Source organism: Vibrio sp. 1F253 (assembly GCF_041439295.1).
GTDB classification, from domain to species: Bacteria; Pseudomonadota; Gammaproteobacteria; order Enterobacterales; family Vibrionaceae; genus Vibrio; species Vibrio tasmaniensis_A.
The window spans coordinates 93,712-105,735 of record NZ_JBGONU010000008.1; the positions used below are offsets into that span (position 1 = coordinate 93,712).

Here is a 12,024-nt window from a genome sequence, read left to right on the forward strand (position 1 = left end):
TGCCTTTTTTATTGACACAAAGTTGACGAAGTTTTTGAACGTGCATTGCTACACTATGCGCGCTGTCATATTGACAGTAATTCTGGAGATTTTTATGAACAATACCGACCATCCTCCTAGTTTGAATGGAGAAGAATAACCCGTCTCGGTATTGATCTATTGTCCTGCCGTTCGGGTAGGGTATCTTTGTTTTTCCCCCTCATTCTTTTCCACACACTAGATTCTAACAAGTAGACACATCAGTGCTTTAAGCTCTTGGTGCGCTTAGTTGTATATTCTTGATGTATATAGCTATACGCTCCTGGTGTACACCGCTTTATACTCTCGCGGTACTCTCTATAGGCTACTTGTTTTGATGGTCGTTACCTTTGCCAATCGGGAGATTCGCCATGACGGTAATGAACAACACTTTTTTATCTATTGAAGCTCTGTACTCAGAGCAAGACATCCAAGCTGTATCGAATGCCTTTCAACAGTATGGGCGTGAGCAACAAATTAACCTTTTAAACCGAATGCCACTTGAAGATGCGGTGTTAGTGCTTGGGCAATGCTCTCTTAGTACGATTCAGACTTTACTTAGTGAGCTAGAAGAGCAGGGCTTTGAGAAGCGCTCTCGACATCTAGCTCACCAACTAGGGCTGATCTACTCAGAGGTTGAACCTCAACAAGGTTACCTTTCAACTGGAGTGCTTAGCCATGTTAGGCAGCGTATCGGTTGGATTATTGCCTTAGCACTGCTAGGCATTGTCTCTGGGCTTATCATTGCTCAGTATGAAGACATTCTTAGCCAGCTAGTACTTCTAGCGATCTATATGCCGGTAATCGCTGCCGCGGGTGGCAACACAGGAACACAAGCTGCGACTTTGGTCATTAGAGCCTTAGCCACAGGGGAATTAAAGAAACGCCAGTGGGCCAACGTTCTATGGAAAGAGCTTAGAGTCGCAATTTGCTTAGCTCTTGCGATCGCCTTAGTGATGATTGGCCGAATCTTATTATTCAGTGACAACCAGTCAACGGGTGGTTACGACATTAATATGATTGCTTACGCGATTGCTGTTGCTCTGTTTATTCAAGTGACCATATCAACTGTACTCGGCGGCGGGTTACCGATAGTCGCTCGATTCTTCAAACTTGATCCTGCTGTGTTAGTGAGCCCTGTACTGGCTTCGATAGTGGATATCTCTGGAATGTGGATCTACTTCACTGTGGTTAATTCATTCTTAGGGATCGCTTAGCATTTATAAAAATAGCTAAAAGCACCTTATGAGACAAAAATGGCGCTGAAGATTCAAGATCTTCAGCGCCATTTTTATTGCTTAAGTAGAAGCTTAAACAGAGTTGAACATTACTTAGGTTTGCTCTGTGTTTGACTGAATTCAACTACATCTGTGTAGAAAGCTCGTTCAAACTGGGTGATGGGTGCTTCTACTGGTTTTTCTGGATCTGGTGTGTCAGGAAAGTAATCACGGACAAACTGTACAAATAGAGAGTTTGGTTTTCCCGCTTTATCTAAACCAAAGCCTGCCATGTTGTAGCTCCCATACAAAGAACCACTTTTGGCAATAATGTTGCCTTGGATTGGTGCTTTTCGCATGCTTTGACGGTATTTGAGCGTGCCATCAGTGCCAGATGTAGGCATAGCCTCAATCAGGTTGAGCTGTTTATCGTTCTCCCAGATATAACGAAGCACCTGAGCCATGGTTTGCGAGGTCATGCGATTATTTCTGGATAGCCCTGAACCATCGACCAACTGTGTTTTGCTTAGGTCAATATTGGCTTTGGTCAGTAATATCTGCTTTATCGCTTCAGTGCCGTTATTAAAACTGCCCGGTTGAACATAAAATGTCGCACCCAGCGTTTTAGTTAGATTGTCAGCGATCAGGTTGTCTGATTTCTTGAGCATGATATTGAGCAGTTCGGGAAGTTTCTCTGAGCTGTGACTTGCGATTAACGTGCTTTTGCCTGATTTATCTTTTTTACCAACGACCACATTGCCTTTTACTTCAATTCTCAGTTCTTTAAGAATCGATGTAACGACTTGATAGGTGTAAAGCTCTGGATTTTGAATCGCGAACTTGAGCGGCAGTGGTTTCTTACGCTCAACTAAGCAACCAGAGAGCTTGTAAGTGTTGTCTGGTGTCGTTATGAGCTCCAAGTCGCATTGTGTTGCCTTCTGCCCAGAGCGCGTTACCGTGGCGGCAGTAGTTGTCACGTCTATTGGGTAATGAGCTGGGATATATACGCGTGTTGTACCGTTATCTTTTGTATAAATAGAGGCTTGTGCGCAGTTACTGTCTAAGGTCATTGCACTAGAGGGAGCGCTGTAACAAACGCCTAAAATGTCCCAAGGCCAACCAACCGCTCGTTGATAGCCAGTAAAACCTGAGTTATCGAGGTATAAGTTGCCCTTGATTGTTTTAGATTGCGACTTAGCATATTGATATAAAAGGTTTTTTAGATGCTCTCTTTGTAGTGTTGGGTCACCACTGAATGCGATCACGACATCTTTATTAGAACGCGCAATGCTGGTCGTGTAGTTAAAATTATCTCCTAACTCCAATTTGGCTGCCAAAGCGGTGACTAGCTTTAACGTACTGGCGGGTGGGTAAAAGCCATCGCTATTGGTGTTCAACTCACTCGAATCATCACTCAATGACTTCAGTATCAAGCTTGTGCTACTGCCATCGGGCAGTTTATCTAGAGGGAGGTATTCGAAAGCACTAATTGAATAACTACACAGTGACAAACCACATAGGAGTAAACTGGATAGAAGGCGCATAGAAGATTTTCTTGGATGACTGATGTTTTCAGTATACAGATATAAAAAACGCCCGCTATAGAGCGGGCGTTTTGATTCTCAATTAACTAATTAATCAATTAGATAATCAGAATTAGAAGTCGTAACGTAGACCTAGAGCTAGCTCGTCTTCAGCTTGTGCTGAAGTTGCAGGTAGGTTAGTACCTTCTGTACCGAACTGGTCACCCGCTGAGATTAGGTTGAAGTTGTACGATACGTAGCCACGGAAGTTAGGCTTGAAGTAGTACGTCGCGTCGATTGCGATATTGTCTGCAGACGTTTCGCCATTAGTTTCAGCGTTGTTGTATGTAGATGAGAATACTGTTTGACCTAGAGTGTAAGCCGCTGCTACTTCGTAACCAGTGTAATCACCGTCGTTCTTAGCAACTTGACCATCTGTGAATACACCAGCGAAGTATAGGTCGCCCATAGTGTAAGAACCCGAAAGCATGTATTCGTCTTGAGCTTCATCACCAGAGTATTGGCTTGCGTAACCAGCACCTAGTTTAACGCCAGTTTCACCGATTGCGTAGATACCAGATAGAGAGTAACCATCAGCGCTGTTGTCACTGTATGATGCTACTTTAGCATTCGCGTTACCATTAGCTTCACTAATAACTTTACCTGATGCATCTAGTTCAGTACGGTCAGCAAAACGGTAGCTTGCTTTAACGCTTAGGTCTTGGAATTGACCTTTGTAAGAAAGCATGTTGTCAGCACGGTCAGCAGCATTGATTTTCATTGCTGCAGAGTTACCGTGGTAAGCCATGATATCGGTAAAGTCAGTGATTACGCCTAGAGCGCCGTCGTTTTTACCGTAAGTTACTTCACCGAATGTACCGCCAAGTCCAGCGTAAGCGTAACGGTTAGTTAGGCTGTCGCTGTTTTTGTCAGTGCCTTCGCCGTTTTCAGCAGTTGTGAATTCGCCTTCGTAGAAACCAACACCGTATAGGCCATCTTGGATTTCAACTTGACCTAGAAAGTTAAGACGGATTCGAGAATTGTCTTGAGCGTTACCATCTTTCATAGATAGACGAGCTTCCGCACGGCCACCCATTTCTAGAGAAGTACCGTCTTGGTTGTATAGTTCTGAAGCGTTAGCACCAGTAGCAAGAGCTGCAGCAGATACAGCAAGCGCGATCATAGTCTTGTTCATGTTATTAATTCCTAATTACTGTCCATAAAGGTATTTATCAAGGATTTGAATCCTTTTTGTGTATTGCTCGTATTAATCAAGCTTCATAATCATGCTTAGAACAAAAGCGTGAAACTTGCCAGAACAATCCGTGGGGTACTTTTTAACCCTAAAGTTCCACCATCAGGTAGTAAAATGATATCAATAAAAATTATGCACACCGTTTTATTGAGTTTGTTTCTATCTAAGTCGTTGATTTTGTGTGGTTTTTATAAAAGTGTGATCTGTGTTTATTTGGTTTATTTTTGTTTTTTTTAGATATTTCATCGCCAACTTATTGATGGTGAGGTTATTATTCATTTTTGTGATGTCTGTAATTTAGACCTAGATAAAGCTTTTATAACGCAAAGTGGAATAAAGGTGATTTAGCCATAAAGTTTGTTTACACTAAGCCAAATCGTTTTGTTTCTATCACCCAATAAGTATGTTGGGTGGATTTATGTTGGCCAAAGAAAGCTTTGGCATAGAGGTAAAAAATGGAAAAGGTTCCAATGACAGTACGTGGCGCTCAGCAGCTACGTGACGAATTAGATCGCCTACTTAAGCTACGTCCTATTATTTCAGCAGCTATTGGTGAAGCTCGTGAACTCGGTGACTTGAAAGAGAACGCTGAATACCACGCAGCTCGTGAGGAGCAGGGTATCTGTGAAGCTCAAATTCGAGATATTGAATATAAGCTATCACTGGCTCAGATCATCGATGTAACGCAGATGGATAACACAGGTAAGATTATCTTTGGCACGACAGTGACTTTGATTGACGTAGATACGGATGAAGAATTCCGCTACCAAATCGTTTCTGAAGATGAAGCCGATATCAAAACGGGTCGCATTTCTGTGAAATCCCCAATTGCACGTGGTCTTATCGGTAAGATGGAAGGCGATGAAGTACTGATCTCTACCCCAGGTGGTGATAAAGACTTCGAAATCGACAAAGTAGAATACATCTAATTGAATTTTCTTTGTTTTTGATAAGTAAAAAGGTCGCTAATGCGACCTTTTTCGTTTCTCACGCTACACTAAAAGCTAAGCGCAGTGGCTTCCTTTTAATGAAGTTAGCTTATATTAAGCTCGCTTACTTGCGTGGAATCTCGATTTTACGTGCTTCTGACTGACGGAACAGTACTAGAACTTTACCGATAGTCTGTACTTTCTCAGCTTTAGATTCACGTACAATTGCCTCGATAATCAGTTGCTTAGTCTCACGGTCTTCTGATGCAACTTTAATCTTGATCAGTTCGTGGTGGTCTAGAGCTAATTCGATTTCCGCTAGAACAGCTTCAGTAAGTCCATTTGCGCCCATTAGCACAACAGGTTTTAAACTGTGAGCTAGGCCCTTTAGATGCTGCTTTTGTTTGGTACTTAGGTTCATTACGCGGCCAATTTTATTTAGTATTAGGGTTGAAAAAACCTATTTTAACGCCATCTAAAGCTGAAGACTATAATTTATTCAGCAATTAGTACTTTCCTCCAATTTAGGTATCCAATGAGCAAACAGAAACACTCGGCCAGTTCAGGCCGTTGGTTGAAGGAACACTTCGACGACAAGTACGCAAATGAAGCCAGAAAAAAAGGCTATCGTTCGCGTGCTTATTTCAAAATGGAAGAGATTCAAACGAAAGATAAATTGCTGACTCCAGGGATGACCATTGTGGATTTGGGTGCAGCGCCTGGCGGTTGGTCTCAATATGCTGCTAAGATTATCGGAGACAACGGTCAAATCATTGCGTGTGACTTGTTACCAATGGATCCGATTGCTGGAGTGAGCTTTTTACAAGGCGATTTCCGCGAAGAAGCTGTGCTAGATGCGTTGCTGGAACGTATACAACCAAACATGGTTGATGTCGTGATGTCTGATATGGCACCTAATATAGCAGGCAACAATTCTGTGGATCAGCCAAGAGCTATGTATTTAGTTGAATTAGCTTTGGATATGTGTCGACAAGTTCTAGCTACCAATGGTAGTTTTGTTGTAAAAGTATTCCAAGGCGAAGGGTTTGACCAATATGTTAAGGACGTCCGTGAGATGTTTAAAACAGTCAAAGTTAGAAAACCCGACTCTTCTCGAGCTCGCTCTCGTGAAGTGTTTATCGTAGCAACTGGTTACAAAGGTTAACGATTCTCTTCCAAGAGTGAGAGTTAACAACATGGCTACAGGTTACAAACTGTAGTACCCTACCTTTAATTACAATTAGTTATCGAGAGGCTTACACCTTGAGTGACATGGCAAAAAATTTAATTCTGTGGCTTGTTATCGCGGTAGTGTTGATGTCGGTATTCCAGAGCTTCGGCCCTGGGGAAAGTAACGGCAGAGCAGTAGATTACACCACGTTTGTACAGGAAGTTGGCCAAGGCCAGATTCAAGACGCACAGTTCAATAACAGCGAAATCACTTTCACACGTCGTGGTGGCTCTAAGTATGTAACTTACATGCCTGTTTATGATCAAAAGCTACTTGATGACTTAATTAATCAAAACGTAAAAGTTCAGGGTACACCACCTGAAGAGCAGAGCCTGCTTGGCACTATCTTCATTTCATGGTTCCCAATGATCTTACTGATTGGTGTGTGGATTTTCTTCATGCGTCAAATGCAAGGCGGCGGCGGCGGTAAAGGCGCAATGTCTTTTGGTAAGAGCAAAGCTCGAATGATGAGTGAAGAACAAATCAAAACGATGTTTGCTGATATTGCTGGTTGTGACGAAGCAAAAGAAGACGTGAAAGAGCTTGTGGATTACCTTCGTGACCCAAGCCGCTTCCAAAAGCTTGGTGGTAAGATCCCGACAGGTATCCTGTTGGTCGGTCCTCCTGGTACGGGTAAGACATTGCTTGCAAAAGCGATTGCTGGTGAAGCTAAAGTACCGTTCTTTACTATCTCTGGTTCTGACTTCGTTGAAATGTTTGTTGGTGTTGGTGCATCTCGTGTGCGTGACATGTTCGAACAAGCGAAGAAAGCAGCGCCTTGTATCATCTTTATCGATGAAATCGATGCGGTAGGTCGTCAACGTGGCGCTGGTGTTGGTGGTGGTCACGATGAACGTGAGCAAACACTTAACCAAATGCTGGTTGAGATGGATGGTTTCGAAGGTAACGAAGGTATTATTGTTATCGCTGCGACTAACCGTCCAGACGTACTAGACCCTGCATTACTTCGTCCTGGTCGTTTTGACCGTCAAGTTGTGGTTGGTCTACCTGATGTACGTGGTCGTGAACAGATTCTTAAAGTACACATGCGTAAAGTGCCACTATCAGGTGATGTTGAACCATCTCTGATTGCTCGTGGTACTCCAGGTTTCTCTGGTGCAGACCTTGCGAACCTTGTTAACGAAGCGGCTCTATTTGCTGCTCGTGGTAACAAACGCAATGTATCTATGGTTGAGTTTGAACTTGCGAAAGACAAAATCATGATGGGTGCAGAGCGCCGTTCAATGGTGATGTCTGAGGAAGTGAAAGAGTCAACGGCTTACCACGAAGCAGGTCACGCAATCGTTGGTCGTTTGGTACCTGAACACGATCCAGTGTACAAAGTATCAATCATCCCACGTGGTCGTGCGCTTGGTGTAACTATGTACTTACCTGAGCAAGACCGCGTAAGCATGTCTCGCCAGCATCTAGAATCAATGATCTCTAGCTTGTACGGTGGTCGTCTTGCTGAAGAGCTTATCTACGGTAAAGACAAAGTTTCGACTGGTGCGTCTAACGATATCGAGCGTGCAACTGATATTGCTCGTAAGATGGTTACGCAGTGGGGCTTCTCTGAAAAACTAGGTCCTCTTCTTTATGCTGAAGAAGAAGGCGAAGTTTTCCTAGGTCGCGGCATGAGCCAAGCGAAACATGTTTCTGACGATACAACTAGATTAATCGATGAAGAAATTCGTATTCTTATCGACCGTAACTATGCTCGTGCGAAACAGATTCTTGAAGAGAACATGGATATCATGCACTCGATGAAAGATGCGCTAATGAAGTTTGAAACGATTGATGCAGGTCAGATTGATGACTTGATGGAACGCAAAGACGACATTCGTGAGCCTGCTGGTTGGGGTGACCAGGCGAAAGCAGAACCTGCAAAGGAAGAAGCTAAACCTGAAGCTAAATCAGAAGAGAAAGCCGAAGCCGAGCCAAAAGCTGAAGAGTCGACAGTTGAAGAAGCTAAATCTGAATCAGATGACGCTCAAAACAAAGATTCTTAATCGCTAAGCTATTAATTAAAACCCTGAGTACGCTCAGGGTTTTTCTGTTTCTAGGCCAAGATATTTTTTACCTTTAAGACCCACCTTCCATGATATTAAAAGCACACAATAAAACGCTCGTTTTAGACCGCCCACATGTGATGGGTATCCTCAATGTTACGCCTGACTCTTTCTCTGATGGCGGAAAATTCAATTCATTAGATAATGCTTTACTGCAAGCAGAGCGAATGATTCAGGCTGGCGTTAGCATTATTGATATTGGTGGTGAGTCGACTCGTCCGGGTGCTCCAGAGGTGTCCTTAAAGGAGGAGTTAGCTCGAGTTATCCCGGCGATTAAAGCGATTCGCGCCAAGTTTGATGTTTGGATCTCGATTGATACCAGCAAAGCTGAGGTGATGCGCCAAGCTGTTGAAGCAGGGGCGGATTTGATCAATGATGTACGCGCACTGCAAGAGCCCGGAGCTCTAGAAGTGGCCGCAGAGGCTAATGTACCTATTTGCTTGATGCACATGAAAGGTCAGCCAAGAACCATGCAAGCCAATCCAAGCTACGAAGATGTTCTAACAGATGTCGAAGACTTTTTACAAGAAAGGGTCGAAGCTTGTGAGGCGGTCGGTATATCAAAAGAGCAGCTGATTCTTGACCCTGGTTTTGGTTTTGGTAAAACCATCGAACACAATTACCATTTATTAGCGCACCTTGAAAAGTTTCATACGCTTGGTTTGCCTGTCTTAGCGGGGATGTCGAGAAAATCGATGATCTTTAAGCTACTAGACAAAGTCCCAGCTGACTGCATGGTCGCTAGCGTTACTTGCGCAACAATCGCAGCAATGAAAGGTGCACAAATTATTCGCGTTCACGATGTTGAAGATACATTGGAAGCGATGAAGATAATCGAAGTGATGAATAACAATCACTAATCATAATTAAGGAAAATCAATATGTCTGATAAAAGACGTTACTTCGGCACAGATGGTGTACGTGGAAAAGTGGGCCAGTACCCAATCACACCTGATTTTGTTTTGAAGCTTGGCTGGGCTGCTGGTCGTGTTCTTGCAAAGCAGGGCACAAAGAAAGTGATCATTGGTAAAGATACTCGTATTTCTGGCTACATGCTAGAGTCTGCTTTAGAAGCTGGCTTAGCTGCTGCTGGTCTTCAAGCCACGTTTACGGGGCCAATGCCGACACCGGCTGTTGCCTACCTAACACAAACTTTCCGTGCTGAAGCGGGAATTGTTATCTCTGCATCGCACAACCCCTTCTATGACAACGGCATCAAGTTCTTCTCGTCTGAAGGTACTAAATTGTCGGATGAGATTGAACTCGCCATCGAAGCTGAGCTAGACAAAGATATCGAGTGCGTGGAATCTTCCGAATTAGGTAAAGCGGTACGCCTAAATGATGCAGCAGGCCGTTATATTGAATTTTGTAAAAGTACATTCCCACACAAAATGACGCTAGCGGGTATGAAAATTGTGGTGGATTGCGCGCATGGTGCGACTTACCACATTGCGCCTGCTGTATTTAAAGAGCTGGGTGCTGAGGTTGTTGCGATTGGTGTGGAGCCAAATGGAACTAACATCAACCACGAAGTCGGTGCGACTGATGTGCGCGCTCTGCAAGCTAAAGTGCTTGAAGAAAAAGCGGCGTTAGGTCTTGGCTTTGATGGTGATGGTGACCGCATCATCATGGTTGACGAGCTAGGCAATAAAGTTGATGGTGACCAAATTGCTTACATTATTGCTCGCGATGCACTGCGTCGTGGTGAGTTGAAAGGCGGCGTTGTTGGTACGCTAATGACCAACCTTGGGATGGAAAACGGCCTTAAGCAGTTAGGTATTCCGTTTGTACGTGCTGCTGTCGGCGACCGTTACGTTATGGAACAACTTCTAGCTAAAGGCTGGAAGATCGGTGCTGAGAATTCGGGGCACGTTATCCTATTAGATAAAGTGACGACAGGTGATGCTATCGTTGCTGCTCTGCAAGTATTAGCCTCAGTTGTCGATAGTGAAATGACACTGAATGAGCTTTCTCAAGGTATGACGTTATACCCTCAAGTTCTAGAAAATGTTCGTTTCAGTGGTGATTCAAACCCACTAGAAGCAGAGGCTGTGAAAGCAGCTGTTATTGAAGTCGAGACGGAACTCGGTGAGAAAGGTCGTGTGCTATTACGCAAATCGGGTACTGAGCCACTACTGCGCGTAATGGTCGAAGGTGAAGATGCTGAACTTGTTCAGAGTTCTGCACTGAAAATTGCTGATGCAGTAAAAGCGAATTGCTAATAAAACATTTGCCGTAACATGCAAAGTCGGTCTCACTTGTGGGGGCCGGGTTTTAGTTATGTGATGATTAAAAAGGGGCGCAAATGAGTTTTGTGTCCCTTTTGCCCTTTTTTTGACCACTTGCTTGGTAAAGGCTTATTTTTTAGTAAATTCCCCTTGTCAGTCATCGCCGCATTCGCTAGTATTGCTCGGCCTTCAGTTAGGAGGTCGCTAGCCTTGTTCTTAAAAATAGTTTTTTGAACGGCGCTGGCTCAACAATTAGGAACATAGGTGGAAAAATGTTTACAGTTCTACTTGTGATTTACCTGTTGGCAGCGCTTGGTGTAATTGGCCTAGTGTTGATTCAACAAGGTAAAGGCGCAGATATGGGAGCCTCTTTCGGTGCTGGCGCTTCAAACACTGTGTTTGGTGCTGGTGGCTCAGGAAATTTCCTTACCCGAATGACTGCAATTTTTGCAACTACATTTTTTATCCTTAGCTTAGTGCTTGGTAATATGTCTACACATAAAACTGAGTCACAATGGATTGACCCGACCCAAGGTCAGGTGATTCAACAAGCTGAAGATGCAGTGAGTGAAGTTCCGGCGCAAGGCGACGAAATTCCACAATAATCTGTAAAGATTTGATGCCGAGATGGTGAAATTGGTAGACACGCTAGCATGAGGTGCTAGTGCCTTAAGGTGTGAGGGTTCGAGTCCCTCTCTCGGCACCATGTTTACAAACTTGTAAAACATCTTGTTGGGCGTATAATGCTCACAAGTCGGACGCGGGATGGAGCAGTTTGGTAGCTCGTCGGGCTCATAACCCGAAGGTCGTCGGTTCAAATCCGGCTCCCGCAACCAATTTCAATGCTATTATATAGCTTGTATTGGTAGCAAGTTTGCACAGTGTGAACCTCACTGTGAGTTAAGTGTGATATCAAATATGATGACACTTAACATATAAGGGTCCAGCAACAAAAACCCCGGCTTATACGGGGTTTTTTGTTATCTAAGCATTTATAAATGCATTTAGATGATAATGTTTGCTTGGAATTTAAATTGGGCTTTGAGCCCTTTTTTTGTTTCTGGAGTGGTTAAATGACTGGTTTAGAAAGACAACTTACTGAAATGCTTGACGCTCCAGTAGCAGCATCGGGTTATGAGTTAGTTGGATTAGAATTTATTCGTGCTGGTGAGCACTCAACGCTACGCATTTACATCGATTCACCAAATGGTATCAATGTAGATGATTGCTCTGAAGTTAGTCACCAAGTAAGTGCCGTAATGGACGTTGAAGATCCAATTTCAGTGGCTTATAACCTTGAAGTGTCTTCACCAGGTTTAGAGAGACCACTGTTCAAAGCTGAGCATTACCAACAATTTATTGGTCACGAGGTAAGCATCGTTTTGAAAATGGCTGTCGGCAACCGTCGTAAATGGAAAGGTGATATCCAATCTATCGAAGGCGAGACAGTGAAAGTATTAGTTGAAGGACAAGAAGAAGAATTCGTCCTGAGCAATATTGCGAAAGCTAACCTGATCCCTAAATTTTAGTTCTCCTAGAGAGAAGAGCTTAAGA

11 protein-coding genes and 2 tRNA genes are annotated in these 12,024 nt (G+C 43.6%); 10 read left to right on the forward strand and 3 right to left on the reverse strand.

What is annotated here, in order from left to right:
* Nucleotides 1-389: 389 nt before the first annotated feature.
* Complete coding sequence (locus ACED28_RS06490; protein WP_009847552.1) at nt 390-1,235, forward strand: magnesium transporter; 846 nt, start codon at nt 390-392, stop codon at nt 1,233-1,235.
* Nucleotides 1,236-1,345: 110 nt separating this feature from the next.
* On the opposite strand, the gene dacB is transcribed toward ACED28_RS06490, so the two are convergent.
* Both dacB and ACED28_RS06500 read right to left on the reverse strand, forming a co-directional pair.
* Nucleotides 1,346-2,779 (reverse strand): serine-type D-Ala-D-Ala carboxypeptidase, encoded by a 1,434-nt coding sequence (gene dacB / locus ACED28_RS06495; protein WP_371709521.1) that lies wholly within the window; start codon nt 2,777-2,779, stop codon nt 1,346-1,348.
* 112 nt (nt 2,780-2,891) lie between these two features.
* Nucleotides 2,892-3,953, reverse strand: coding sequence for a porin (locus ACED28_RS06500; RefSeq protein WP_017097307.1), 1,062 nt, complete (start codon nt 3,951-3,953; stop codon nt 2,892-2,894).
* 515 nt (nt 3,954-4,468) lie between these two features.
* On the opposite strand from ACED28_RS06500, the gene greA reads away from it, so the two are divergent.
* Nucleotides 4,469-4,942 carry a transcription elongation factor GreA gene (gene greA / locus ACED28_RS06505; protein ID WP_009847549.1) on the forward strand — a complete coding sequence of 158 codons (474 nt, stop codon included), beginning with the start codon at nt 4,469-4,471 and terminating at the stop codon, nt 4,940-4,942.
* Between the two features lie 124 nt (nt 4,943-5,066).
* Here greA and yhbY read toward each other — a convergent pair whose 3' ends face one another.
* The gene (gene yhbY / locus ACED28_RS06510; protein WP_371709522.1) at nt 5,067-5,363 is read right to left on the reverse strand and encodes a ribosome assembly RNA-binding protein YhbY; all 297 of its coding nucleotides are present in this window, start codon (nt 5,361-5,363) and stop codon (nt 5,067-5,069) included.
* Nucleotides 5,364-5,477: 114 nt separating this feature from the next.
* Here yhbY and rlmE point away from each other — a divergent pair, with 114 nt between their 5' ends.
* The 8 genes from rlmE to rimP all read left to right on the forward strand — a co-directional run bounded on the left by rlmE (nt 5,478) and on the right by rimP (nt 11,999).
* Entirely contained in the window at nt 5,478-6,107 is a 630-nt protein-coding gene (gene rlmE / locus ACED28_RS06515) for a 23S rRNA (uridine(2552)-2'-O)-methyltransferase RlmE (RefSeq protein WP_009847548.1), read from the forward strand.
* A 107-nt stretch (nt 6,108-6,214) separates the two neighbouring features.
* The gene (gene ftsH / locus ACED28_RS06520; protein WP_371709523.1) at nt 6,215-8,182 is read left to right on the forward strand and encodes an ATP-dependent zinc metalloprotease FtsH; all 1,968 of its coding nucleotides are present in this window, start codon (nt 6,215-6,217) and stop codon (nt 8,180-8,182) included.
* Nucleotides 8,183-8,271: 89 nt separating this feature from the next.
* Nucleotides 8,272-9,102, forward strand: a complete 831-nt coding sequence (gene folP, locus ACED28_RS06525; protein ID WP_017101804.1) for a dihydropteroate synthase — start codon at nt 8,272-8,274, stop codon at nt 9,100-9,102.
* Nucleotides 9,103-9,123: 21 nt separating this feature from the next.
* Nucleotides 9,124-10,464 (forward strand): phosphoglucosamine mutase, encoded by a 1,341-nt coding sequence (gene glmM, locus ACED28_RS06530; RefSeq protein ID WP_017101803.1) that lies wholly within the window; start codon nt 9,124-9,126, stop codon nt 10,462-10,464.
* 278 nt (nt 10,465-10,742) lie between these two features.
* Complete coding sequence (secG, locus tag ACED28_RS06535; RefSeq protein WP_009847546.1) at nt 10,743-11,075, forward strand: preprotein translocase subunit SecG; 333 nt, start codon at nt 10,743-10,745, stop codon at nt 11,073-11,075.
* Nucleotides 11,076-11,091: 16 nt separating this feature from the next.
* Nucleotides 11,092-11,176: transfer RNA gene (locus ACED28_RS06540), tRNA-Leu, on the forward strand.
* 53 nt (nt 11,177-11,229) lie between these two features.
* A tRNA-Met gene (locus ACED28_RS06545) sits at nt 11,230-11,306 on the forward strand.
* A 237-nt stretch (nt 11,307-11,543) separates the two neighbouring features.
* Entirely contained in the window at nt 11,544-11,999 is a 456-nt protein-coding gene (rimP, locus tag ACED28_RS06550; protein WP_004734501.1) for a ribosome maturation factor RimP, read from the forward strand.
* Nucleotides 12,000-12,024: the final 25 nt, after the last annotated feature.

Excerpts from the sequence above, each read along its gene's own strand:
- glmM (WP_017101803.1), top strand. The coding sequence starts at position 9,124 with ATGTCTGATAAAAGACGTTACTTCGGCACAGATGGTGTACGTGGAAAA.
- dacB (WP_371709521.1), bottom strand. The coding sequence starts at position 2,779 with ATGCGCCTTCTATCCAGTTTACTCCTATGTGGTTTGTCACTGTGTAGT.
- ACED28_RS06490 (WP_009847552.1), top strand. The coding sequence starts at position 390 with ATGACGGTAATGAACAACACTTTTTTATCTATTGAAGCTCTGTACTCA.
- folP (WP_017101804.1), top strand. The coding sequence starts at position 8,272 with ATGATATTAAAAGCACACAATAAAACGCTCGTTTTAGACCGCCCACAT.
- rimP (WP_004734501.1), top strand. The coding sequence starts at position 11,544 with ATGACTGGTTTAGAAAGACAACTTACTGAAATGCTTGACGCTCCAGTA.
- ftsH (WP_371709523.1), top strand. The coding sequence starts at position 6,215 with ATGGCAAAAAATTTAATTCTGTGGCTTGTTATCGCGGTAGTGTTGATG.
- ACED28_RS06500 (WP_017097307.1), bottom strand. The coding sequence starts at position 3,953 with ATGAACAAGACTATGATCGCGCTTGCTGTATCTGCTGCAGCTCTTGCT.
- greA (WP_009847549.1), top strand. The coding sequence starts at position 4,469 with ATGGAAAAGGTTCCAATGACAGTACGTGGCGCTCAGCAGCTACGTGAC.
- secG (WP_009847546.1), top strand. The coding sequence starts at position 10,743 with ATGTTTACAGTTCTACTTGTGATTTACCTGTTGGCAGCGCTTGGTGTA.
- yhbY (WP_371709522.1), bottom strand. The coding sequence starts at position 5,363 with ATGAACCTAAGTACCAAACAAAAGCAGCATCTAAAGGGCCTAGCTCAC.
- rlmE (WP_009847548.1), top strand. The coding sequence starts at position 5,478 with ATGAGCAAACAGAAACACTCGGCCAGTTCAGGCCGTTGGTTGAAGGAA.